Below are 24944 nucleotides of genomic sequence, written 5' to 3' on the forward strand. Positions count from 1 at the left end.
TTAGCCCGTAGAGGGAGGCGGCATGACAGAGACGGCGAGCGGTCCGGCACGAGGTTCCCGAGCGAAGGGCGCCAAGGCCACCAAGGGGCTGCGTATCGAGCGCATCCACACCACCCCCGGCGTGCACCCGTACGACGAGGTTGCGTGGGAGCGCCGTGACGTCGTCATGACCAACTGGCGCGACGGCTCGGTCAACTTCGAGCAGCGTGGCGTCGAGTTCCCCGACTTCTGGTCGGTGAACGCGGTCAACATCGTCACCAGCAAGTACTTCCGCGGTGCCGTCGGCACCCCGCAGCGCGAGGTCAGCCTCAGGCAGCTGATCGACCGCATCGTGAAGACGTACCGGAAGGCCGGCGAGGAGAACAAGTACTTCGCCTCGCCCGCCGACGCCGAGATCTTCGAGCACGAGCTGGCCTACGCCCTCCTGCACCAGATCTTCAGCTTCAACAGCCCCGTCTGGTTCAACGTCGGCACCCCGCAGCCCCAGCAGGTCTCCGCCTGCTTCATCCTGGCCGTCGACGACTCCATGGAGTCGATCCTCGACTGGTACAAGGAAGAGGGCATGATCTTCAAGGGAGGCTCCGGCGCCGGCCTGAACCTCTCCCGCATCCGCTCCTCCAAGGAGCTGCTCTCCTCCGGCGGCAACGCCTCCGGTCCCGTCTCGTTCATGCGCGGCGCCGACGCCTCCGCCGGCACGATCAAGTCCGGTGGTGCCACCCGCCGCGCCGCCAAGATGGTCGTTCTCGACGTCGACCACCCCGACATCGAGGACTTCATCGAGACCAAGGTCAAGGAGGAGGAGAAGATCCGCGTCCTGCGCGACGCGGGCTTCGACATGGACCTGGGCGGCGACGACATCACCTCCGTCCAGTACCAGAACGCCAACAACTCGGTCCGGGTGAACGACGAGTTCATGAAGGCGGTCGGGGAGGGCGGCCAGTTCGGTCTGCGCGCCCGCATGACCGGTGAGGTCATCGAGGAGGTCGACGCCAAGGCGCTCTTCCGCAAGATCGCCGAGGCCGCCTGGGCCTGCGCCGACCCGGGCATTCAGTACGACGACACCATCAACACCTGGCACACCTGCCCCGAGTCCGGCCGGATCACCGCGTCGAACCCGTGCAGCGAGTACATGCACCTGGACAACACGTCCTGCAACCTCGCCTCGCTGAACCTGATGAAGTTCCTCAAGGACGACGGCAAGGGCAGCCAGTCCTTCGAGGCCGAGCGCTTCCAGAAGGTCGTCGAGCTGGTCATCACCGCGATGGACATCTCGATCTGCTTCGCGGACTTCCCGACCCAGAAGATCGGTGAGAACACGCGCGCGTTCCGCCAGCTCGGCATCGGCTACGCCAACCTCGGCGCCCTGCTGATGGCCACCGGCCACGCGTACGACTCCACCGGCGGCCGCGCCCTCGCGGGTGCCATCACCTCCCTGATGACGGGTACGGCCTACCGCCGCTCCGCCGAGCTGGCCGCGGTTGTCGGCCCGTACGACGGTTACGCCCGCAACGCCGAGGCCCACAAGCGCGTCATGAAGCAGCACGCCGACGCCAACGGCACGGCCGTGCACATGGACGACCTGGACACCCCGGTGTGGGCCGCCGCCACCGAGGCCTGGCAGGACGTGCTGCGTCTCGGCGAGCAGAACGGTTTCCGTAACTCCCAGGCGTCCGTCCTCGCCCCGACCGGCACCATCGGTCTCGCGATGTCCTGCGACACCACCGGTGTCGAGCCCGACCTCGCGCTGGTGAAGTTCAAGAAGCTGGTCGGCGGCGGCTCCATGCAGATCGTCAACGGCACCGTCCCGCAGGCCCTGCGCCGCCTGGGCTACCAGGAGGAGCAGATCGAGGCGATCGTCGCCCACATCGCCGAGAACGGCAACGTGATCGACGCTCCCGGTCTCAAGCTTGAGCACTACGAGGTGTTCGACTGCGCCATGGGCGAGCGCGCCATCTCGCCGATGGGTCACGTCCGCATGATGGCCGCGATCCAGCCCTGGATCTCCGGTGCCATCTCCAAGACGGTCAACATGCCGGAGACGGCGACCGTCGAGGAGGTCGAGGAGATCTACTACGAGGCCTGGAAGCTGGGCGTCAAGGCGCTCGCGATCTACCGCGACAACTGCAAGGTCGGCCAGCCGCTCTCCGCCAAGACGAAGGAGAAGGAGAAGACCGAGATCACGGAGAAGACCGAAGCGGTCATCCGTGAGACGGTCGAGAAGGTCGTCGAGTACCGCCCGGTCCGCAAGCGCCTGCCCAAGGGCCGCCCGGGGATCACCACGTCCTTCACGGTCGGCGGCGCCGAGGGCTACATGACCGCCAACTCCTACCCGGACGACGGCCTGGGCGAGGTCTTCCTGAAGATGTCCAAGCAGGGCTCGACTCTCGCGGGCATGATGGACGCCTTCTCCATCGCCGTCTCGGTCGGCCTCCAGTACGGCGTGCCCCTGGAGACGTACGTCTCGAAGTTCACCAACATGCGCTTCGAGCCGGCCGGCATGACGGACGACCCGGACGTGCGGATGGCGCAGTCGATCGTCGACTACATCTTCCGTCGCCTGGCGCTGGACTTCCTGCCCTTCGAGACCCGCTCCGCCCTCGGCATCCACTCCGCCGAGGAGCGTCAGCGCCACCTGGAGACCGGCTCCTACGAGCCGGCCGATGACGAGGTCGACGTCGAGGGTCTGGCCCAGTCGGCGCCCCGTGCCCAGGAGCTGAAGGCCGTCGCCACGCCGAAGGTCGAGACCGAGGTGGCCAAGCCCGCCGCGAAGCAGGCGCACACCAGCGCCGAGCTGGTGGAGATGCAGCTGGGCATCCAGGCCGACGCCCCGCTGTGCTTCTCCTGCGGTACGAAGATGCAGCGAGCCGGTTCCTGCTACATCTGCGAGGGCTGCGGCTCGACCAGCGGCTGCAGCTGATGACACGAGGGTCCTGAAGCGAGGGGCGCCGGCCGTGGCCGGCGCCCCTCGCCGTGTGCGGTGCACTCGCTTGCTGCGCCGCTGTCCGTGTGATCGGCACCGAACGGTGCCGGGAGGACTCGCGGCCGCGGCCCCCACAGGCCTCCCACGGGTTCCCCCAGGCCTCCTGGAGGCCCCGCGTGTCAGGTCCGGGGGTCCGGGGCGGTCCGGGGCGTCAGGTCTGGGGTGCCCTGCCCAGGATCCGCGTGAAGGTCGCCGGATCCTCGTCGAAGCCGTGGACACCGGCGCGGAAGTTCCATGCGTCCGACTCGTCCCGCACGAACTCGGCGATGGTGGCCGCCGTGGCTCCGGGGACCGAGCCGAAGTCGTCCTCGGCGAGAACGGTGTAGCCCTCACGCAGGCGCATGGCCGGATTGAGCACGTCGGCGAACGTCTTGTGGCCGGGCTGCTGCTGAATGACGACACCGACCACCACGCGCGCGTACTGGCTGCCGAGCCGGTCGAGTTCGAGTGTCATCACCTCGTCCCAGCCGAAGCCCCGCCCGTCCGTGCTGTCGCGGTTCAGGAAGATCGTGCCGTCCGGCGAACGGCTGTCGAAGTGCACCAAGTAGGCCGGAGCCCCGTACGCGTCACCCGATGTGAACGTCGCGGCGACGATGTCGAGATCGGTGGGCGGCCGACCCGCGGGACTGGGGTCCCACTTGAGCCCGACCTCGACCTTGCGGATTCCCTTGTTGAAGCCAGTCACCGGGCTTTCCCTTCCCCCTGAAGATCCCTCTTCCCAACTCCTCTGGAGCCAGCGCTTGTTGCCCATCGTGCCATGCGCACGGGGGCGCGGGCGCGGCTGATCTCCGCCGGAGCGTGACCGGCGCCACGTCCGCTGGCCTTACGATGGCGCGGTGCTGGTCAAGTGGATTCGCTGCACCGTGGTGGACCGCCGCGGCTTCGAGCGGGGGCAGCGAAAATGGGCGGGGCTTCTGGGGGAGCCGGGATTTCGGGGACAGGGCGGAGGCTGGAGCCGGCAGCGAGCCGGAGTGGCGCACATCTTCGCCTTCTGGGAGAGCCGCGCCTTCTACGACTCCTTCATGGCCCGCTCCCACGACCGCCTGGCGGCGGCCCAGTCCGGCACGTTCAAGGATCCCCAGGCCAAGCTGTTCGAGTACCGCTTCGACGTGAAGACCGGCTTCGAGCCCCGGTTCACGGACACCGACCTGATCCGCGTGGCGCTCTGCAGGGTGAACGAGGAGCGTGTCGAGCACTTCACCCTCATGCAGGAGAAGGTCTGGAACCCCGCGATGGCCGGCTCGCCCGGCATGATCCGGGGCATGTTCGCCGAAGCGCCGGAGCAGGAGTTTCTGATCCTGTCCATGTGGCGTTCGGCGGCCGAGCACGGCAAGTACCGTACCGAGCGGGTGGAACGCCTCGCCCTGCGCGCCCAGACGGAGGCGGACATCGCGGCCCTGTCGGGCGACATCGTGGAGCTGGAGCCGTCCTGGACGGTGTGACGGGGCACGGGGCGCAGGGCACGGGGTGCGGGGCAGGGGGCGCAGGGCACGGGGTGCGGGGCAGGGAGAAAGTTCGAAAAGCAAACGCTCGGATCGCGCGCTCCGGAGGGGCGGGGAGCGGCCTTGGCGCAGGTTTTCATGTGACATACGCCGTATGGAGCCCGTAGGAGTGCTCGCCGGCCCTTCACTCGATCTAGGGTTTTGGCATGGCACGACCACGGCGCATCGTTCTTGTCCGGCACGGCGAATCGACGGGCAATGTTGATGACTCCGTGTACGAGCGGGAGCCCGACCATGCTCTCGCACTCACCGAGCGCGGCCGATGGCAGGCGGAGGAGACAGGCAAGGAGCTCAGGGAGCTCTTCGGCCAGGAACAGGTGAGCGTCTACGTCTCCCCGTACCGCCGCACGCTCGAGACCCTGCAAGCGTTTCACCTCGACCCGGATCTCATACGGGTGCGGGAGGAGCCCAGGCTGCGCGAGCAGGACTGGGGCAACTGGCAGGACCGCGACGACGTGCGTCTGCAGAAGGCGTACCGGGACGCGTACGGCCACTTCTTCTTCAGGTTCCCGCAGGGGGAGTCCGGCGCCGACGTGTACGACCGGGTCGGGGGCTTCCTGGAGAGCCTCTTCCGCAGCTTCGAGGCTCCCGACCATCCGCCGAACGTGCTCCTGGTGACGCACGGCCTCGCGATGCGGCTGTTCTGCATGCGCTGGTTCCACTGGACGGTGGCGGAGTTCGAGTCGCTGTCGAATCCCGGGAACGCCGAGGTGCGGATGCTCGTTCTCGGGGAGGACGGAAAATACGCACTCGACCGGCCCTTCGAGCGCTGGCGGGACCCGGTGCCGAACTGGGTCACCGGATAAAGTGGCAGTGCGATGACCGCTGATTCCTCTTCCCCTGCGCCCCTGGACCGTGCCCTGGCCAGCCTGCGCGGACTTGCGGTGGGCGACGCGCTGGGCTCGCAGTTCTTCGTTCCCGAGAACTATCCCTTGCTCAAGCGCCGCGAGCTGCCCACGGGCTCCTGGCAGTGGACGGACGACACGGAGATGGCCTGCTCGGTGGTGGCCGTCCTGGCCGCCCACCAGCGCGTCGACCAGGACGCACTGGCCCGCTCCTTCGCCGAGCACCACGATTTCGACCGGGGTTACGGCCCTGCGGTCAACCGTCTGCTGCGTCTGGTCCGGGAGGGGCAGGACTGGCGAGAGTTGGCCGCCGCACTCTTCAACGGACGGGGCTCCTGGGGCAACGGCGCGGCCATGCGGATCGCGCCCCTGGGTGCCTGGTACGCGGGCGATCCGGAGCAGGCGACCCACCAGGCGGAGATCTCGGCCTACCCCACGCATCAGCACCGTGAGGCCGTCGTGGGCGCCATGGCCGTCGCCGCGGCCGCCTCGCTGGTCGCCTCACCGGACGGCCCGCCCAGCCCCGAGGCACTCCTCGACGGCGTCGTCGCGCTCGTGCCGAAGAGTGCCGTCGGTGCGGGTCTGCGCCGTGCCCGGGACATGCTCGACTACGGGGATGCGGCCACCGTCGCGGCCGTTCTGGGCTGTGGACGCCGTACGTCCGCCCATGACACGGTCCCGTTCGCCCTCTGGTCCGCCGCGCGGTCGCTCACCGACTTCGAGGCGGCATTCTGGACGACCGCCCAGGTGGGCGGGGACGTCGACACGACCTGCGCGATCGTGGGCGGTGTCCTTGCGTCCGGCAGGACGGGGGCGCCGCCCACGGAGTGGTCGGAGCGCACCGAGGCGCTGCCGGACTGGGTGTCCACGGGCCTCTGAGAGCCGGCTCACGAGGTTTTCGGGCAGCGGACTTCTCCTGGGCGGGGGGCGAGCTTCTCCTGTGCGGGTGCGCGTCTCCAGTTGCGGCAGTTGTGTGCACAGCCCAGTCGCGTCTCGAAAACTCTCCGTGTTCGATGGGAACTCTGCGTGACCGTCGGGCGTTGTCCGGGTGCCGGCCTCCCTGCGACGAGCTGTTCGAGTGCTCGGGATGGGCAGCGGGGTGGGGCGGAGACGAGGGATGTCAGGGGGTGTGGGGTGATGCCGTTCGCGCCGACCGAACTGGTCATGTGTGTCGCGGTGGTCGAGCTGGTTGCGTGGGCCGTGCTGGTCATCTGTGTGGCGGTGGCGGTGCCGGTCGCGTGGGCCGTGCCCGGCTCGTTTGCCTTCGTGGCGGGAGTCGTGACCGTGGTGCGGCCGGCCGGGCCACTGCACTTTCCGTCTCTCCCCCGGCAGTGGTGCGGCCGGCCGCGGCCTCGCGTCGCGACTCCGGGCGGGTCAGCCGATGCCCGGGCCGGCAGTGCCGGCGAGGGCATCGAGGTCGCTCTTGCGAACCTTGATCACCAGCAGGGCGGTGAGGAACGCGAGTCCGGCCATCGCGGCGGCCGGGACGAACGCGACGGAGATGCCGTGCGCGAGCACCTCGTGACCCCAGGGCCCCGGCAGCTGGTGCGTCTTGGCGAACTGCGCCTTCTGCTCCGGCGAACCACCGGCGAGGAACTTCGGCAGCTGCTTCTTGGCCTCGTCCTTGCCGGCAGAGCCGAACACCGTCGTCAGGATGGACAGGCCCAGCGAACCGCCCACCTGCTGCATGGCGTTGAGCAGCCCGGAGGCCGCACCCGCCTCGTGCTGGGCGACACCGGAAACCGCTGTGACCGTGGCCGTCACGAAGTTCAGGCCCATGCCGAAGCCGAACACCAGCATGGGGCCCAGTACTCCGCCGAGGTAGGAGCTGTCGGGGCGGATGAAGGTCTGCCAGACAAGCCCGATCGCCACGAGTACCGTGCCGGCCATCATGAACGGCTTGGGACCGAGCGTGGGCAGGAACCGCTGGGACAGGCCCGCGCCGACCGCGATCGCCACCGTCACCGGGAGGAAAGCCAGGCCGGCCTTGATCGCGCTGTAGCCGAGCACGTTCTGCACGAACAGCACGATGTAGAAGAACATCCCGAACATGGCGGCTGCCAGGCTCAGCATGATCACATATGTGCCGGCGCGATTGCGGTCGGTGAACATCTTGAGCGGGGTGATCGGCTCCTTCGCCCGCATCTCGGTGAGGACGAAGGCCGCCAGCAGAACCACCGCCGCGCCGAACGAGCCGAGGGTGAGGCCGTCGCGCCAGCCCTCCTCGGAGGCGCGGATGAAGCCGTAGACCAGCGAGGCCATACCTGCGGTCGAGGTCAGCGCGCCGGCGATGTCGAACCGCCCCGGGTGCCGCTCGGATTCGCTGATGTACAGGGGCGCGAGGGCGACGATCAGCAGGCCGATCGGGACGTTGACGAAGAGGACCCACCGCCAGTCGAGCCAGTCGGTCAGCATGCCGCCGGCGAGCAGGCCTATGGCACCGCCTCCCGCGGAGACGGCGGCGAACACGCCGAACGCCCGGTTGCGTTCGGGGCCTTCGGGGAACGTGGTGGTGATCAGAGCCAGCGAGGTCGGCGAGGCGATCGCGCCGCCCATGCCCTGCAGGGCGCGTGCGGCCAGCAACTGCCAGGGTTCCTGAGCGAGCCCGCCGAGCAGCGATGCGAAGGTGAACAGCAGAATGCCGGTCATGAACACACGGCGGCGGCCGAGGACGTCACCGGCCCGCGCGCCGAGCAGCAGCAGGCCGCCGAAGGTGAGCGTGTAGGCGCTGACCACCCATGTGAGGTCGGTGGTGCTGAACTTGAGCGCGTCTTGAATGTGCGGGAGCGCGATGTTCACAATCGTCGCATCGAGGACCACCATGAGTTGGCAGGCCGCGATGACGGTGAGTGCGATGCCGGGGTGCCCCTCCCGGCGGGCCGCGCCCGGTTTCTGTTCCTGCAACAGCTGAGAGGTTGTCACTGTGCGTCCCCCATGAAGGCGTTAGTGAACGCTCGCGTTCACTGGCGCGTCAACGGTAGTGAGTCCTCAACAGTGAACGCAAGCGTTCACTTAATTCCGCACCGCGCATCACGTCCCCCTTTGCTGTGACGCGGCGCACTCCGCCCCAAGAACCCCCGCTTCCCCTTGTTTGCTGGAGAAATTCAGATGGTTACCTCGCGCTGGACGGCTGCCCCTGACCGGACGGTCTCCCCTCGTCGGCGCGGTGCGGTGCTCGAGCGCGCGATCCTGGATGCCGCTCTGGAGCAGCTCAGTACGGTCGGCTGGGCAGGGCTGACGATGGAGCGTGTCGCGGCCGGTGCCCAGACCGGCAAAGCCGCGCTCTATCGCCGGTGGCCCTCCAAGGAAGCCCTGGTCGCCGATGCGCTCCGGGCCGGGCTGCCCCGCCTCGAAGCGGTCCCCGACCTGGGGAGTGTGCGCGAGGACCTCCTGGTCCTGTGCCGGCTCGCGCGGGACGCCATGTACTCGCGCCCCGGTGTCGCCCTGCGCTCGGTGATTCACGAATGTGATCCAGCGCAGGCCGAACGTTTCCATGAGGTGATCTTCGAAGGCGTGGTGGAGCCGACGATCGCGTTGCTGCGGGGGGTTGTCCTTCGTGGAATCCAGCGGGGAGAGGTGCGGTCCGACGCGGCCAATGGCTACGTATTCGACGCCATCCCGGCGATGATGATGTATCGCTCCAAGATGTGCACAAGTGAATGGGATGACCGGGATCTCGAGGAGATGATCGAGCGGTTGATGCTGCCGTTGCTGCGGCCGCACGGCGTCTGAACCAGGGTGCCGAAGACGTTGGCGCCGACCCCGGGGTCGGGGTGTCGCCCGAGGTCGTAGGCGTCGTAGGCTAAGGGCGCCATGCCGTACGAACCGCCTACTCACACCGTCGAGCGCTCACTGCGCGCCACGACCGGAGCGAAGATCATTGCCGGCGTCGACGAGGTGGGCCGGGGGGCGTGGGCCGGACCTGTCACCGTCTGCGCGGCGATCACCGGACTCCGCCGACCGCCCGAGGGCCTGACCGACTCCAAGCTGCTGACCGTCAAGCGGCGTGTGGCACTGGACGAGATACTGCGGTCGTGGGTGACGGCCTACGCCCTGGGGCATGCTTCCCCCGAAGAGATCGACGACCTGGGGATGACCGCCGCGCTGCGGCTCGCCGCCGCTCGTGCCCTGGAAGCCCTGCCGGTCCGTCCCGACGCCGTCATCCTCGACGGGAAGCACGACTACCTCGGAACTCCGTGGAAGGTGCGCACGGTGATCAAGGGCGACCGGTCGTGCGTGGCCGTTGCGGCGGCGTCGGTGATCGCGAAGGTTCAGCGCGACAAAATGATGGCCGAACTGGGTATCGACCATGCAGACTTCGGATTTGCGGACAACGCCGGGTATCCGTCCCCCGTGCACAAGGCCGCACTGGAGGAGCGGGGGCCCACCCCGTACCACCGTTTGTCGTGGGCGTATCTTGATGGGCTGCCCCAGTGGCGGCACCTCAAGAAGGTCCGCAGTTGGGCGGACGGAAGCGTTCCGGAAATCGAGGGTCAGCTCGGCTTCGACTTCTGACGGTTCCGGTCGCACTGATGTGCCACCCGGTCATCTGCTCCGCACCAACGTTTGATAAATATCAGCTCATGCCTCTCATTCCCGAGGAGCCTCAGATTCACGAGAGTGCCCAGGGTCCCCGCGCCACCCCGGCCAGTGGCCGCACCGCGCCGACCCCTCGTCCCGTACCCGGTCCCCGCCCCGCGGCTCCGTCCCGCCCCGGTCGTCCCGGCCCTCAGCGGCCCACACCTCCGGTGCAGCGCACGCCGCGTGACGCGGGTCCGGCCAAGCCAGGCCCGTCGGGCCCGGCTGCTCCCGCCGCCCCGGCGGCGACTCCGCAGATCCAGCTGATCCCGGCCTCGGCCGAGGGTGCGCTCGACGCCGCCGAGGAGGCGGTGGACCTGCTGCTCGACGCGGGCCGTGCCCCCGGCGACGTGCTGGTGATCACCACCGGTGCCCAGCACCCGTGGGCCGAGCACGAGCTGTCCTTCGGCGACGCCTCCTACTGGGCGCAGCATGACAACGGCGACGACGTCTTCTATGCGGACGCCGCCGTCGCCTCCCGTGCCGCGTCCCGCCCCGTGGTCGTCGTGGCTGTCAACGGCGGCCCCGCTACCGCTGCTTCCACGGCCCTCCCGCTGGCCCACGCCCGGGCCGGTGCACTGCTGATCGTCTGCGGTGACCCGCAGCAGATCAACTCGGTGCTGGGCGCGGGCGTCTGAGTCCCGTCCGGCACCCCGCCGCGTCGGGGGGTGCCGACGGAGCCGATCCGACGGCATCCGCACGGTGGCGTCTTCGGCATGCCCGGATGGCCGGCAGTGGCCGTTCTCCTCTGTGGGACGGCCGCATGGCAGAGCGGCGGATGCCGCCCGCGGCCGCAGTGGGCGTCACGGGAGTGTGCTGCGTGACCGGTGGCCTTCGAGTGTGAGTGCCGGTACGGGCAGCCGCCCTCGCACTCCCTTGGCGTTCCGGTCGGCCAAGGGCCGCGCTGTTCAGCGGGCGGCCGCTCGGCGCAGGACCTCGGAGACCGGACCGCCGGTGCGAGGAGCCGGCATCGGGGCTTCGGACATGGCGAAGGGCTCCGGTTCCGAGTGGGCGCTCGGGAGGCGCCCGCCGCGTCCCTCGCCGAGCACCTGCCAGCCGTCACCGGTCAGCGTGATGTACGCCCCGCAGCGCAGTCCGTGCAGTGTGCACGCGTCCCGCAGTCCCCACATCCAGGCGCCGTCCTCCTCGGTCCAGCGCGCGTCGCCGTTGCGGCAGTAGAGCAGTACGGCCGTACGTACCGGAGTGCGGCGGCGCAGGTCGTGCGGAATGATCCGGCGCAGCTGGGCGAGCAGCGCGTTGCGGAACATCCAGCCGTCGGCCGGAGCGGGATGCCGGACGAACGAGGCGCTGGCACACAGCCGTTCTTCGGGGTCGAGGACGGCCACGACCGCCACGGACGGTTTGGGGTGATGGCGGACGTGCAGCCCGCTGACGACCTCACGGGGGTTGCGCAGCAGGGGGATTCCGGCGGCTGCCCACTCTGCGGGCTCGAGCAGGCGGCTGGCGGAAGCGGACGTCGACACCGATGCCGCCGAGGACGAGGCGAATCCGAAGGTCACGTTCCTCCCTTCGGCTACGCGCCCACACTGCGGGCGAGGTCGGGTTCGGGGGAGCGCGCACCGCAGCAAAGCCCAACCGGATCACGGACGAGCCGTGCGGGGAGCGGACCTCAATTCTTCCTGTCGAACTTGGATGCGGCAACGAGCAATTGGGGCCACCGACTGTTATCTGGTGGTGCGTGGCTTATATCCCTACCCATTGGAGCCACCGATGACCCCCGGAGCGTTCGACCACGGCACGTTCGTACACCGTGACCAGTGCCGACGCACCACCGGTTGCCGGCGTCAGCCCTGAACGGCCAGCACCAGAGGCAGCACCTCAGCGGCCCCGGCCCTTCTGAGCAGACGCGCGGCGACCGCGAGGGTCCAGCCGGTCTCCATGAAATCATCCACCAGCAGGACCGGACCGCGGGCCTCGGCGAGCGCGGAGGCGAGGTCGGGCGGCACCGTCAGCGCCCCGTCGAGCGCCTTCAGGCGTTGGGCACTGTTGCTGCGGGACACCCGCGAGGTGTCACCGCAGTACTCCACGGAGCCGAGCAGGGGCAGTCGGCCGATCTCGGCGATGCGGGCCCCCAGGGAGCGGATCAGCGCCGGCCTGCTGCGCGAGGCGACGGTCACGACACCCACGGGTCGGGGCTGGGCACCGGCCGTGCCCGAGGCCCAGCCGCCGGGCCCTCTGGCCCAGTCGGCCAGCACGTCCACCACGGCTCGCGCCACGTCGTCCGGCACGGGCGCGTCAGGTGCCTGGGGCGCGAACAGGGGGCGAAGCCGGTTGCCCCAGCCGATGTCCGAGAGCCGACCCAGTGCCCGTCCGGGAGAGGCCTGCTCACCGGCCGGAATACGTCCCTTGAGGTCGATGCCGATCGCCGGGAGGCCAGTCGGCCACATGCGCCGGGGCTCCACCTCGATCCCGGCACGACCCAGGTCGACACGCGCCGCGTCCAGGGCTGCCGTGGAGGTACCAGGGGTGAAGCGCGGCTCCGCGCAGTTGTCGCAGCGGCCGCAGGGCTTGGCGCCCTCGTCGTCGAGCTGCCGCTGGAGGAACTCCATCCGGCAGTCCGTGGTGGCCGCGTACCCGCGCATCGCCTGCTGCTCGGTCGCGCGCTGGCGGGCCACCCACGCGTACCGCTCGGCGTCGTACGACCACGGCTGCCCGGTCGCGATCCAGCCGCCCTTGACGCGCTGCACCGCTCCGTCCACGTCGAGGACCTTCAGCATCGTCTCCAGCCGGGAACGGCGCAGTTCCACCAGGGGTTCCAGAGCAGGCAGCGAAAGCGGCCGGTCCGCGTGGGCGAGCACGTCGAGGGTGCGGCGCACGAGGTCCTCGGAGGGGAAGGCGAGCGACGCGAAGTACTCCCAGATCGCCTCGTCCTCTTTGCCCGGCAGCAGCAGCACCTCGGCGTGCTCGACGCCGCGGCCGGCGCGGCCGACCTGCTGGTAGTAGGCGATGGGAGAGGACGGCGAACCGAGGTGCACGACGAAGCCGAGATCCGGCTTGTCGAAGCCCATGCCCAGCGCGGAGGTGGCGATCAGCGCCTTGACCCGGTTGGCGAGCAGATCGTCCTCGGCCTGCTGGCGGTCGGCGTTCTCCGTCCTGCCCGTGTACGACGCGACGGTGTGACCGCGCTGCCGCAGGAACGCGGTCACCTCCTCGGCTGCTGCCACGGTGAGCGTGTAGACGATGCCCGAGCCCGGCAGATCGTCGAGATGGTCGGCGAGCCAGGCCATCCGGTGTGCGGCGTCCGGCAGCCGCAGTACGCCGAGACTCAGGCTTTCCCGGTCCAGCGGCCCGCGCAGGACCAGGGCGTCCGAGGTGCCGCCGGTGCCGAGTTGTTCGGCGACATCGGCGGTCACGCGTGCGTTCGCCGTGGCGGTCGTGGCCAGTACCGGGACGCCGGGCGGGAGATCGCCGAGCATGGTGCGCAGCCGACGGTAGTCCGGGCGGAAGTCGTGGCCCCAGTCGGAGATGCAGTGGGCCTCGTCGACGACGAGCAGGCCGGTCGCCGCGGAGAGCTTGGGCAGGACCTGGTCACGGAAATCGGGGTTGTTCAGTCGTTCCGGACTGACGAGCAGCACGTCGACCTCACCGGCCGCGATCTCACCCTGGACGTCCTCCCACTCCTCGGTGTTGGAGGAGTTGATGGTCCGGGCGTGGATACCGGCGCGGGCCGCGGCCTCCACCTGGTTGCGCATGAGCGCGAGCAGCGGCGAGACGATCACCGTGGGTCCGCTGCCTCTGGCCCGCAGCAGCGAGGTCGCCACGAAGTACACCGCGGACTTGCCCCACCCCGTGCGCTGCACGACCAGGGCCCGGCGCCGATCGGCGACCAGGGCCTCGATGGCCCGCCACTGGTCCTCGCGCAGTCGGGCGGCGCCCGTCGTGTCGCCGACGAGCCGGGCGAGGACGGTGTCGGCCTGTGCCCGGAGGTCCGCATTGCTCGTGTGCTCCATGCGTCCCATACAACAGGACGGAACTGACAGCCGGGCGCGAGCGGGCTGTCGCAGCCCTTTTGCTGTGGACAAAGACCGCGCCCGGGCAGCGGTTTTGTCGTGTCCCTGGTCGAACTTATCCACAGCCTCAAGCGGAATCTCAAGATCCGCGAGATCGTCGGCCTATGACGAACCACAGCGAAACGACCGGACCCTTCGAAAACGGCGACATCACAGGGCACGAGCCATGGCGCGAGGCGTCCGCGCACGACACCCAGGTCACCCTGCGCAGCCCGGCCGAGCTGGCCGACGCCCTGCCCTATCTGCTCGGCTACCGCCCCGAGGACAGCATCGTCCTGGTCGCCCTGCACGACCACGGAGGCCCCGGCAGGTTCGGCGGCCGGGCCCGGTTGGGCATCCCCGCCGCCGAGGAGGACTGGTCGGCGGCCGCCCGGCAGCTGGTCCAGGGGCTGGTGACGGGGTGCGGGCGGCGTGGCGCCCGGCCCGAGCGGATGGTCGCCTACGTCTGCCAGGAACCGGGCCGTGGCGAGACGGGGCGTGACGTCATGCTCCGCCTCCAGCCGCTCGCCCAGCTGTTGCGCACCGAGTGCGGCATGCTCGATGTGCCGGTGATCGAGGCACTGTGCATCTCGGACGGCCGCTTCTGGTCGTACTGCTGCCCGGCCGAGGGATGCTGCCCCGGCGACGGAACGCCGATGGGACTGCCCGGTACCTCGGTGCTGGCCGCCGCAGCCACCTACGCGGGGATCCAGGTACGCGGCACCCTGCGCGAGCTGCGTGTGAGGCTGCAGCCCTGGGAGACCGGCGCGGCCCTGGAACAGGAGATCGCGCTGGACGCGGCGGGCATGTCCCTGGTGCCGCGCATCCTGGACGACACTGCCCGCGCGAGCGTGGCGGAGGAGACCCTCGAACTCGCCGAGCGGGTGATCCGCAGGCTCGCCGCGGCACCACCGGTCTCCGGCACGTACCCGGCCGACATGCGTGACGACGAGCTGCTTGCGAACGACGAGGCGGCGACGCTGATCCTCGGGCTCCAGGACCGCACCACGCGCGACCGGGCGGCCGCGTGGATGGAGGGCGACGAGGCGGCTCCGGCCCTGCGGCTGTGGCGGGCACTGGCCCGCCGCTGCGTCGGACCCTACGGCGAGCACGCCGCCGCCCCGCTGACCCTGGTGGGCTGGGTCGCATGGTCGAGCGGCGACGAGCTGGAGGCCCGGGAGGCCCTCGCCATGGCGCTCGGCGCGGATCCCGACTATCTGTTCGCCCGCCTGCTGCATCAGGCCTGCAACGAGGGGCTGGACCCCGAATCGATCCGCCGCTGCCTGCGCGCGGATCGCGAGGGGCGAACGCAGACCGTGCCCGTGGAGCCGACGGGAGCGGCGGCCGAGGCTGCCTCGGACATGCCTTCGGACGCCCCGTCCGGAAGCGACGTCGCAGAATCCGGGACGTCCGGTCGAGCGGACGGTTGCAGTGCCGAGCCGGCCCCGGGGGCAGGCGCCCGTCGGCGCCGTCGGATCCGGTCCGCATCGCGCACCGACAGCGGACATCGTCCGTCCCGAGGGGCGGCGGGGCGGCGCCGCCCCGCCGGCTCCCACCCCCAGACACCGGCCGGCGGACCTTCGCGTCCGGGCAGTGGGAGGCAGGGTGGCGCGCAGGAGCGTTCGGCCGGCGGCGCGAGCCGCGGCACCTCGGCGGGGAGCGGTCACCCGGAGACGGAGGGAGACGGATGAGCGGGAAGCGTGGGAGCGCCGACCGCCGTCGGGCCGGGCCACCGGCCGGCAGCGCTGCCAGAAGACACGTCCCACCAGGGCGGGAGAGGCCGAGGCAGCGCGGGGCGGGGCGACGTGCGATGGGCCTCCTCGAAGCCGGGCCCCAAGTGGGTGCGGTGTCGTTGTGGGGAGGTGTGCCCCGGGCCCTGGCCGTCCCCCTGGACTGCTGAGCCGCTTCGGACGCGTAGTCCTCTTCGGACGCGTGGTCCGCTGGGGGCTGGTGCGCCGCCTGTCCCGAGTGCGCCGCCTGAGAGTGCCGCCCGACCGACAGATGGTCGAGCCGGCGCCCGACCCGCCGGCCGGGCGCCCCTGTTCGACGGGTGACCGTCCGGCAGGCTTCCCCCACGCGAGGCGTGACCCCGACGTACCCCTCTCCGTTCACCTGAGTGGCGGAGCGCCCGGACGGGTGGTGCCGCTGTCCGACCCCTGTCCAGCAGGGCGCCCCACTCCGCGCCCACCCCGTCCGAGGCACACCGAGCGCAGGAGAAGCCACGCCATGCACCAGCAGCAGACTCGGCCCTCCGCCGCCGACGACAACCGCCCGCTCCCGGGCAGGCGCGACACCTTCCCCCAGGCCGGCGCCGCCATCACCGCACCCGAGATCGTCCTTGTCCCGGGCAGGCCCCCAAGGTCCCCGGCCGCCCAGGGCCCGTCCCGCGCCCCGGCCCCACTCGCCGGCGGGCCCCGTCGCCAGGCCGCCGCGCCCTCTTCCACCGCCTCCGGGCGCGCACCGTACCCGTCGCCCCGGGCCGCCCCCGACCTGCCTCCCACCCACACCGCGCTGATCTGCGTCGCTCTCCCCGCGCTCGCCATCTCCGGCCCACAGGGACAACTGGCCGGCCGGGGACTGGAAGGCTTCTACCGGGGCGGCAGGCGTCTGCTCTCGCGATGCCAGCTCCGGGTGGCCGGGCGCGAGCCGCTCGTGGTGCAGGCCCGGATGACCGGAGCCGACCGGGCCCGCTTCGTCGGGACACTGCGTGCCTCCCCTGCGGCGGGCCCGGATCCCGACGTCGTCGTCGAGCGCATCCGCAACGCGGACGGGACCGAGCGCATCACACTGCTCAACGCCACCCTGCGCCCCCTGCGCCTCCCGGTCGAGGTCGCCCTGGGCACGGACCTCGCCGACCTCGGCGCCATCGCCTCCGGATCGACCGGCCCTGAATTCCCGGCCAGCGTCCACGACTCGGGCCTGCGCTGGGCCTCGGACCGCGGCGGTGCCTGCGTCACCGCACACCCGCCGCCGGCCGACGCGCTGGCCTCCGCCGGACTTCTGCGCTGGGAACTGGAACTGCCTCCGGGCGGAACGGCGGACGTGGAACTCCGGGTACGCCCCGACGGACCGGGAGGAACACCGCTGCGCGCCGTGCGCCAGGCCGCGTCCAGCCCGCTCGCACCCGCACGGGCGGCGGGCGACGATCCCCGGGTGGCCACCCTGCTGCGGGCCGCTGTCGACGACCTTTTGGCTTTGCTGCTGCGGGACCCCGCCCACCCCTCCGACACTTATCTCGCCGCGGGTGCGCCCTGGCGCTGTGGAAGGGCACCGGCCGAGGCACTTGCCGCGGCCCGGATGACACTGCCTCTCGGTACCCGGCTCGCCGCGGGCACGCTGCGCGCCCTGGCCCGCACCCAGCTTCCGGGCCCTGGCCCACGAGCCGGTCTCCTACCCGGACCGCGGCGCGACGCGGGCGCCTTTCTCCCGGCCGCCTGCACGGGCACGGAGGCCACGCTGCTCTTTCCCGTCCTGCTCGCCGAAGCCCGCCGCTGGGGGCTGCCCGAGCAGGAGACACAGGAACTGCTGCCCGTGGCCGAGCGCTGTCTGACCTGGTTGCGGACCGCAGCAGGCGACGGCACCTACCTTGCCGACCCGCAGCCGGCGGGCCCGGTCCGCTGCGAGACACAGGCCCACGCCCACAGGGCTGCCGTCCTCGGTGCCGATCTCCTCGACGCCTACGACAGGCCAGGGGGAACCGAATTACGGCAGTGGGCCCAGGCCGCGCGAAACGCGTTCCGGAAGGACTTCTGGGTCGAGGACCGCGGTGGCGGCCGCCCGGCCGCGGCCCTGATGCCGGACGGCCGCCCCCTTCCGCAGCTCGGTTCCACCGCTGTGCATCTCCTCGACACCGGGCTTCTCGACGGGGGCAGGCTCGCCCCCGGCCTGCTCGACAAAGTGCAGACCGAACACCTCGCCAGGCTGCTCGGCGGCCCGGCGATGGACACGGGCTGGGGGCTGCGCAGTCTCGCCGCCAAGGAGGCCGGACACAATCCGTTCGGTCACCGGAGCGGAGCCGTCCGGGTCCATGAAACCGCGCTGGCCATCGCCGGGCTGGCCGCCGCCGGCTACGAGAAGGAGGCGACCGGCCTGCTGAGAGGGTTCCTGGACGCGGCGGAGCACTTCGACCATCGGCTGCCGGAGATGCACTCGGGGGAGCAGCGCTCGGCCGGCCGAGCCCCCCTCCCACACCCGGCGGCCTGCCGCCCGGCGGCGACCGCCGCAGCCTCCGCGATCCTGGTCCTGAGCGCGCTCGCGGGCATCCGCCCGGACGCGCCTGCTCGCACTGTCACGCTGCGCCCGGTTCGGAGCGCGCCCCTCGGAGAGATCACTCTCACCGGGCTGCGCGTGGTGGGGGCTCCTTTTGCCGTGCGGGTCAGCAGACTGGGCCTCGCCATGGTCGAGGATGCGGCGGACGGCCTGCAATTGGGGGTGTGACCTCGTACAACGCCGTCGGCACCGCAAACGGGCGCCGACCGTGCGCCCATACCGGAACGAAGAGGATCCGTCGTCGATGCGGATGACGAAGGGAGTGTTTATCGTCAGGCAGACGACTATGATCGCCGCATGCCCTACGACCCGTCAGCCTTTCCGCCATTCGCCGTCACCGTGGACCTGGTCGTGCTGACCGTGCGCCGTCATGCCCTGTGTGCGCTGGCGGTGCGCAGGGGCGAGCCGCCGTTCCAGGGGCGCTGGGCGCTGCCCGGCGGGTTCGTGCGGGCCGACGAGGACCTGTCCCAGGCGGCAGCTCGCGAACTGGCCGAGGAGACCGGGCTGCGCGCCCACGATCCCTCGGTTCCCGCCCAGGACAACGGCGCCCACCTGGAGCAGCTGGCCACCTACGGAGACCCGAAGCGGGACCCGCGAATGCGTGTCGTCAGCGTCGCGCACCTCGCCCTCGCACCCGATCTGCCCGCGCCCCGGGCGGGCGGTGACGCGAGCAACGCACGCTGGGCACCGGTCGAGGAACTGCTCCAGCAGGGCGGATACGGCCGCGACGGCGAACCCCTGGCACCCCTGGCCTTCGACCACGCCCAGATTCTCTCCGACGGTGTAGAGCGGGCGCGCTCCAAGATCGAGTACTCGTCGCTGGCCACCGCGTTCTGCCCGCCCGAGTTCACCGTCGGCGAGCTGCGCCGGGTCTACGAGGCGGTGTGGGGTGTGGCCCTCGATCCGCGCAACTTCCACCGCAAGGTCACCGGAACCCCGGGATTCCTCGTTCCGACCGGCGGCACGACCACCCGCCAGGGGGGACGGCCGGCCCAGCTCTTCCGGGCCGGCGGCGCCACCCTGCTCAACCCTCCGATGCTCCGTCCCGAGGTCTGACTTCCGACGCTCCGCCCCGAGGTCTGACCGCCCAAGCTCCGCCCCGAGGTCCAAGCGGTCTCCGAGCGACCTCCGAGCGATTCGGCGCCCACGGCGCCGGTCCGCCGGGAGCGGGTGTGTGAGCCGGGGCTCGATCCGTCGAATGGCGGACATGAGCCCTCGTGGCACGGACGCCACCGTGCAGCAGGTCGGGTTATACCGGAAAAACCGGACATTGCACGCTATCTTGCTGCAGGTGATCCAGGCCTTCGGACTGACCAGCAACGCCCGCAAGGCGCACCCGCCCGCCGTCGACGACGTCTCCTTCGAGGCGCGCGCCGGCCGCGTCACCGCGCTCCTCGGGGCGGCGGGCGCTGGCAAGTCGACCACGCTCAGACTGATGCTCGAACTGCAGCCGGGGCGCGGCATCACCCATTTCCGAGGACGGCCCCTGAACAGCATCCCGCATCCGTCGCGGGAGGTAGGCGTACTTCTCGGTGATGTACCGGGTCATCCGGCGCGCTCGGTCCGTGGTCACCTGCGCATGTTGTGCGCGGCCGCGGGCGTTTCCGCCCGGCGCGCCGACGAGGTCCTCGAAGTGGTCGGTCTCGTCAGTCTCCGTGAGGAGCGCCTCGGCACTCTCTCGCGCGGCATGGACCGCCGACTCGGACTGGCCTGTGCGCTGCTGCCCGACCCGCACACGCTCGTCCTGGACGAGCCCACCGGCGGCCTCTCGGCCCGAGAGGCGCGCTGGCTGCACGACATGATGCGGGCGTACGCCGCCCAGGGCGGCACGGTGCTGTTCACGACGACCGACTCCAAGGAGGCCGCCCGCACGGCCGACCGGGTCGTCACCCTCGACGGCGGCAGACTCGTCGCCGACCAGGAGGCGGGGGAGTTCGCACGTACCCGGTTGCGACCACGGGTGGCCGTCCGCAGCCCCCACGCCGCCCGCCTCGCGGCCCTGCTCACCAAGGAGGCGCGCACCGCGCAGCGCTCGGTCGAGGTCGTGCGCGAGGGCGGCAACCGTCTGTCCGTGTACGGCAGTACGACCGCCGACATCGGCGAGACCGCGTTTCGTCACGGCATCCTCGTTCACCAACTCGCTGATGAGGTGGGGGACATGGGGCCGGGCGCGGACGCGCGATCCGGCGGCGGGGCGGAGGCGGCCGACGAGACGGCGGCGAACGGGCGGGAGCAGGCCGCACCGGATTCCGTGTCCGATGAGTGGTCACGAAGCGCACCGGGCTCCGGGTCGGACGGGTGCGGCCCGGAGTCCGCGCAGGGGGTGCCCGGCGTCGCTGACGAGGAAACGGAACGTGCGGTGCCGGACACCTCGGCGCGGGAGTCGGGGCAGGACCTGGGCGGCGAGGGGGCCTCGCTCGGGGAGCCCCATGGCCACCAGTCCGTGCCGGACGGTATGGAGAACGCCGACGGCACCCCCGTCGCCGGGGCCTCGCAGGCCGACAGCACTTGCGAGGCCCACCGCCCGTCCCCCGACACCGCCTCCCCCGCGGACCGCGACGACGAAGCCTCCCGCACCGGCATGCCCGCGATCGCCACAGGCCGGCGACCCGCTGCGGTCGCTGCGGAAACCGGTCTTGCGGGTGCCTGCGCCGACACGGAACCGCAATCCGGCGCGACGCGTACTGCCGTCGGCGCCCGGGCGGCGGGCGCGACCGTTCCCGGTGCACGGACTCCGGACGCCCGCAATGCGGGCAGCCGCCAACCTCAGGCCGGGCAGCCCACGCGTTCCCAAACGGCGCGTGCCCACGTCGACCTGTCCCCCCTGCCACCCCCCATCTCCGTCCGCCCCGCTCACAGTCCGCTCCGTCCGCTGCGCTACGAGCTGCGTCGTGCCACCGGAATCGGGGTCGGCTTTCTCACCTGCGGGGTCGTGCTGGTGGTGTCCGCGCTCACCGCCGTGGTCCTGGCGCGGATCGGTCACACCCCGCAGGCGCGGCTCTTCGCGGCGTGGCCCCGGGAGCTGCCGCTGCCGCCCGCGGCGCTCGCTGCGGGGCTGCTCGGGGCGCTGGCCTTCGGCGACGAGTTCCGCCACCCCGCGCTGGCGGCGGACCGTGGCACCGTGCCCCGCCGGCTGGGGCTGCTCACCGCCAAGCTCGTGGTCTCCGGGGCCACGGCCGTGATGCTGGCCTTCCTCACCATGGGTTGCGACGCCGAGATGCTCTACCTCGTCTACGGACGGGAGCTCACCAGAGTTCCCTCGGACTGGCTCTCGCTGAGCGTGAGTTGGTTCGGGCTGGTGATCGGCTGCGCCTGGGCCGGGGTCCTTGCGGCCGGCGTCTTCCGGTCCACCACGGCGGGTCTCGCTGCCGTCCTCGCCGTACCCGTCGCCATCGTCCCCGTCGTCCACAAGATGCTGCACGGGCAGGCTGTGCCGATGGCTGCCGGCCTGTCCCTGCGGATGCGGGAGCTGTTCCTCCTGCAGTGGCCCTTCGGGGGGGAGCGCTATCTGCTCGGCGTAGCCCGGGTCGTCGCCCAACCCGTCGGGGGTGCGATGTCGTTGTCGCTGGTCACGCTGTTGTGCGCGTATGTGGTCACCACGCTGCGTACCAGTGTCCGGTGAAGGCTGTCCGCACGCTTCCGGACCCGGTGTGTGCACAACTCCCCGGAGAAAGCCCGTTTCTTTCCGATAAGGCGTCAATTGCGATGCTGTGAGCGATCACCCTTTCGTGTGCTTTTCACCAAAGACCTCAAGGGAGTTGGAGGCGACGCCGACAAAGGATCCGTGAGTACCCTTGCGCACACCATGATGACCGCCGCCCGCTCCGCAGACTCAGGTCTGACCGGCCCGGGCGAACTCGACCGCTACCCCTACGCCGAGGCCCCGGTGGCCGACCGCGTCGGAGCACCCGCCTGGGAGGGAGCGGACCCGGATCTCGGCCGGGTGGGCCGGCGTGCAGCGGGCAGCCGCGGACGCGGACTGCACGGCCAACTCGTCCAGCAGCTGGGTCAGATGATCGTCTCCGGTGACCTGGGGGCGGACCGCCCGCTGGTGCCGGAGGAGATCGGCCAGCGCTTCGAGGTCTCCCGCACCGTCGTCCGCGAGTCCCTCCGTGTCCTGGAGGCCAAGGGCCTCGTCAGCGCCCGCCCGAACGTCGGCACCCGCGTACGGCCCGTCAGTGACTGGAACCTCCTGGATCCGGACATCATCGAGTGGCGGGCCTTCGGGCCGATGCGCGACGACCAGCGCCGCGAGCTGAGCGAGCTGCGCTGGACCATCGAGCCACTCGCCGCCCGTCTCGCCGCCGGGCACGGGCGCGAAGAGGTGCAGCAGCGGCTCTCCGACATGGTCGAGATCATGAGCCATGCCATGGCACAGGGCGACGCGCTGACCTTCTCGCGTGCCGACACCGAGTTCCACGCCCTGCTGATCCAGATCGCGGGCAACCGCATGCTCGAGCACCTCTCCGGGATCGTCTCGGCCGCCCTCCAGGTCTCCGGCGGCCCGGTCACCGGCTGTGACCGGCCGAACGAGGGCTCCCTCGCGCTGCACGCGCGGATCGTCGACGCCCTCGGCACCGGCGACGGTACGGCGGCAGAGGTGGCCATGCGCCAACTGCTCACCGTCCACCCCGAGGTGGAGCGGGTGGTCCCCGCCCCGCGCGAGCACTGAGCCCTGCCGCAAGCGGTGTGGTCGCCGGTGTGCCGCGCTGTGATGGCCTCTCGTGGCGGCGCCGGGCCAGGGAACCGGCCGTCGCCGGGCCCCACCGGATCCTCGGAATCCGGTGGGGCCCGGCGGCGCGGCGGGCCGCCGCGGTAGGTGGAACGGCTCCGATCGGTCCATCAGTGACATCCTTTGCCCATGGCTGACCGCTTTTGACCGCTTACGGGGTGTGACTCGGGCCACGCAGATTGGGCGTAACGCTCGTGGGAACTGCGCGATGACCTAAGAGGTGACAGTCGCGGAGGGAATACGGACGCCATGACAGGCGCTGTGCATCTCCCCGGCCCCCGCCCGCTCCGTCGGCCCATCCCCAGGCCGGTGGTCGGCTCCTGTCCGCTGTGGACGGGGCCGGAAGCCGTTTTCCAACGTTCCGAGAGGTTGTTCGTGTCGGCCAGCACATCCCGTACGCTCCCGCCGGAGATCGCCGAGTCCGTCTCTGTCATGGCGCTCATTGAGCGGGGAAAGGCTGAGGGGCAGATCGCCGGCGACGATGTGCGTCGGGCCTTCGAAGCTGACCAGATTCCGGCCACTCAGTGGAAGAACGTACTGCGCAGCCTCAACCAGATCCTTGAGGAAGAGGGTGTGACGCTGATGGTCAGTGCAGCAGAGCCCAAGCGCACCCGAAAGAGCGTCGCAGCGAAGAGCCCGGCGAAGCGCACCGCCACCAAGACGGTCGCGGCGAAGACGGTGACCACCAGGAAGGCCACCGCCACCACGGCGGCCCCGGCTGCGCCCACCGCTCCGCTCGCCGACGATCCCGCCGAGGAAGCCACGTCGGCCAAGAAGGCCGCCGTCAAGAAGGCGACTGCCAAGAAGACGGTCGCGAAGAAGACCGTCGCCAAGAAGACGGCCGCCAAGAAGACCACGGCGAAGAAGGACGACGCCGAGCTGCTCGAGGAAGAGGTCCTCGAGGAGACCAAGGTCACCGACGAACCCGAGGGCGCCGAGAGCGCGGGCTTCGTCCTGTCCGACGAGGACGAGGACGACGCACCCGCCCAGCAGGTCGCCGCGGCCGGTGCCACCGCCGACCCGGTCAAGGACTACCTGAAGCAGATCGGTAAGGTCCCCCTGCTCAACGCCGAGCAGGAGGTCGAGCTGGCCAAGCGCATCGAGGCGGGTCTGTTCGCCGAGGACAAGCTGGCCAACGCCGACAAGCTGGCGCCGAAGCTCAAGCGCGAACTGGAGATCATCGCCGAGGACGGCCGCCGCGCCAAGAACCACCTCCTGGAGGCCAACCTCCGTCTGGTGGTCTCCCTGGCCAAGCGGTACACCGGCCGCGGCATGCTCTTCCTGGACCTCATCCAGGAGGGCAACCTCGGTCTGATCCGCGCGGTCGAGAAGTTCGACTACACCAAGGGCTACAAGTTCTCCACGTACGCCACCTGGTGGATCCGTCAGGCCATCACCCGCGCGATGGCCGACCAGGCCCGCACCATCCGTATCCCGGTTCACATGGTCGAGGTCATCAACAAGCTCGCGCGCGTGCAGCGCCAGATGCTCCAGGACCTGGGCCGTGAGCCCACCCCGGAGGAGCTGGCCAAGGAACTCGACATGACCCCCGAGAAGGTCATCGAGGTCCAGAAGTACGGCCGTGAGCCCATCTCCCTGCACACCCCGCTGGGTGAGGACGGTGACAGCGAGTTCGGTGACCTCATCGAGGACTCCGAGGCCGTCGTCCCCGCCGACGCCGTCAGCTTCACGCTTCTGCAGGAGCAACTGCACTCCGTTCTGGACACCCTGTCCGAGCGCGAGGCCGGCGTCGTCTCCATGCGCTTCGGCCTCACCGACGGTCAGCCGAAGACGCTGGACGAGATCGGCAAGGTGTACGGCGTGACCCGTGAGCGCATCCGCCAGATCGAGTCCAAGACCATGTCGAAGCTGCGTCACCCGTCGCGTTCGCAGGTGCTGCGCGACTACCTCGACTAGGTCCCGGCCGCAGGACGGCTAAGGCCCGGTTCCCCTCGCGGGAGCCGGGCCTTCGTGCTGCGAGCAACCGCGCCGTGCATGACTCTGGGTGTCCCAGCGCCACCCCGGAGT

The 24944-nt window shown here is 70.7% G+C and carries 17 protein-coding genes; 13 read left to right on the forward strand and 4 right to left on the reverse strand.

Features of this window, described 5'->3' with window-relative positions; all coding sequences use genetic code 11:
• The first annotated feature begins 22 nt into the window (after positions 1 to 22).
• Entirely contained in the window at positions 23 to 2917 is a 2895-nt protein-coding gene (locus tag ACFZCP_RS28210; protein ID WP_391431802.1) for a vitamin B12-dependent ribonucleotide reductase, read from the forward strand.
• Between the two features lie 214 nt (positions 2918 to 3131).
• Here the strand turns inward: ACFZCP_RS28210 and ACFZCP_RS28215 are convergent, their stop codons facing one another.
• Positions 3132 to 3665: a TerD family protein gene (locus ACFZCP_RS28215; protein ID WP_391431805.1), complete on the reverse strand. Its 534-nt coding sequence runs from the start codon at positions 3663 to 3665 to the stop codon at positions 3132 to 3134.
• Positions 3666 to 3816: 151 nt separating this feature from the next.
• Here ACFZCP_RS28215 and ACFZCP_RS28220 point away from each other — a divergent pair, with 151 nt between their 5' ends.
• The 3 genes from ACFZCP_RS28220 (at position 3817) to ACFZCP_RS28230 (ending at position 6206) form a co-directional block, all read left to right on the forward strand.
• Complete coding sequence (locus ACFZCP_RS28220) at positions 3817 to 4422, forward strand: YdbC family protein (protein ID WP_362687603.1); 606 nt, start codon at positions 3817 to 3819, stop codon at positions 4420 to 4422.
• A gap of 206 nt (positions 4423 to 4628) precedes the next feature.
• Complete coding sequence (locus tag ACFZCP_RS28225) at positions 4629 to 5288, forward strand: histidine phosphatase family protein (RefSeq protein ID WP_362687600.1); 660 nt, start codon at positions 4629 to 4631, stop codon at positions 5286 to 5288.
• A gap of 12 nt (positions 5289 to 5300) precedes the next feature.
• Entirely contained in the window at positions 5301 to 6206 is a 906-nt protein-coding gene (locus ACFZCP_RS28230; protein ID WP_391431810.1) for an ADP-ribosylglycohydrolase family protein, read from the forward strand.
• A gap of 495 nt (positions 6207 to 6701) precedes the next feature.
• Here the strand turns inward: ACFZCP_RS28230 and ACFZCP_RS28235 are convergent, their stop codons facing one another.
• On the reverse strand, positions 6702 to 8249 hold the full coding sequence (locus ACFZCP_RS28235; protein WP_391431814.1) for a DHA2 family efflux MFS transporter permease subunit: 1548 nt from the start codon (positions 8247 to 8249) through the stop codon (positions 6702 to 6704).
• A 186-nt stretch (positions 8250 to 8435) separates the two neighbouring features.
• Here ACFZCP_RS28235 and ACFZCP_RS28240 point away from each other — a divergent pair, with 186 nt between their 5' ends.
• The 3 genes from ACFZCP_RS28240 (at position 8436) to ACFZCP_RS28250 (ending at position 10543) form a co-directional block, all read left to right on the forward strand.
• The gene (locus ACFZCP_RS28240; RefSeq protein ID WP_391431817.1) at positions 8436 to 9059 is read left to right on the forward strand and encodes a TetR/AcrR family transcriptional regulator C-terminal ligand-binding domain-containing protein; all 624 of its coding nucleotides are present in this window, start codon (positions 8436 to 8438) and stop codon (positions 9057 to 9059) included.
• 81 nt (positions 9060 to 9140) lie between these two features.
• The gene (locus ACFZCP_RS28245) at positions 9141 to 9842 is read left to right on the forward strand and encodes a ribonuclease HII (protein WP_391431820.1); all 702 of its coding nucleotides are present in this window, start codon (positions 9141 to 9143) and stop codon (positions 9840 to 9842) included.
• A gap of 68 nt (positions 9843 to 9910) precedes the next feature.
• The gene (locus ACFZCP_RS28250; protein ID WP_391431823.1) at positions 9911 to 10543 is read left to right on the forward strand and encodes a hypothetical protein; all 633 of its coding nucleotides are present in this window, start codon (positions 9911 to 9913) and stop codon (positions 10541 to 10543) included.
• A 270-nt stretch (positions 10544 to 10813) separates the two neighbouring features.
• Here the strand turns inward: ACFZCP_RS28250 and ACFZCP_RS28255 are convergent, their stop codons facing one another.
• Both ACFZCP_RS28255 and ACFZCP_RS28260 read right to left on the reverse strand, forming a co-directional pair.
• Positions 10814 to 11425 (reverse strand): hypothetical protein, encoded by a 612-nt coding sequence (locus ACFZCP_RS28255; RefSeq protein WP_391431826.1) that lies wholly within the window; start codon positions 11423 to 11425, stop codon positions 10814 to 10816.
• A gap of 285 nt (positions 11426 to 11710) precedes the next feature.
• On the reverse strand, positions 11711 to 13876 hold the full coding sequence (locus tag ACFZCP_RS28260; RefSeq protein ID WP_391431828.1) for a RecQ family ATP-dependent DNA helicase: 2166 nt from the start codon (positions 13874 to 13876) through the stop codon (positions 11711 to 11713).
• A gap of 164 nt (positions 13877 to 14040) precedes the next feature.
• Between ACFZCP_RS28260 and ACFZCP_RS28265 the strand changes: the two genes are divergently transcribed.
• The 6 genes from ACFZCP_RS28265 to ACFZCP_RS28290 all read left to right on the forward strand — a co-directional run bounded on the left by ACFZCP_RS28265 (position 14041) and on the right by ACFZCP_RS28290 (position 24833).
• A complete protein-coding gene (locus ACFZCP_RS28265; protein WP_391431831.1) occupies positions 14041 to 15606 on the forward strand; it encodes a DUF4192 family protein in 1566 nt (521 codons plus the stop codon).
• 535 nt (positions 15607 to 16141) lie between these two features.
• Positions 16142 to 18352, forward strand: a complete 2211-nt coding sequence (locus ACFZCP_RS28270) for a glycogen debranching N-terminal domain-containing protein (protein WP_391431833.1) — start codon at positions 16142 to 16144, stop codon at positions 18350 to 18352.
• 129 nt (positions 18353 to 18481) lie between these two features.
• Positions 18482 to 19240 (forward strand): NUDIX hydrolase, encoded by a 759-nt coding sequence (locus tag ACFZCP_RS28275; protein WP_362687570.1) that lies wholly within the window; start codon positions 18482 to 18484, stop codon positions 19238 to 19240.
• 235 nt (positions 19241 to 19475) lie between these two features.
• Positions 19476 to 21806 carry an ATP-binding cassette domain-containing protein gene (locus ACFZCP_RS28280; protein ID WP_391431838.1) on the forward strand — a complete coding sequence of 777 codons (2331 nt, stop codon included), beginning with the start codon at positions 19476 to 19478 and terminating at the stop codon, positions 21804 to 21806.
• A 162-nt stretch (positions 21807 to 21968) separates the two neighbouring features.
• Positions 21969 to 22856, forward strand: coding sequence for an FCD domain-containing protein (locus tag ACFZCP_RS28285; RefSeq protein WP_391431840.1), 888 nt, complete (start codon positions 21969 to 21971; stop codon positions 22854 to 22856).
• Positions 22857 to 23291: 435 nt separating this feature from the next.
• Positions 23292 to 24833, forward strand: coding sequence for an RNA polymerase sigma factor (locus ACFZCP_RS28290; protein WP_391431842.1), 1542 nt, complete (start codon positions 23292 to 23294; stop codon positions 24831 to 24833).
• Positions 24834 to 24944 lie beyond the last annotated feature (111 nt).

It is taken from the genome of Streptomyces sp. NPDC007971, assembly GCF_042958635.1.
GTDB lineage: Bacteria > Actinomycetota > Actinomycetes > Streptomycetales > Streptomycetaceae > Streptomyces.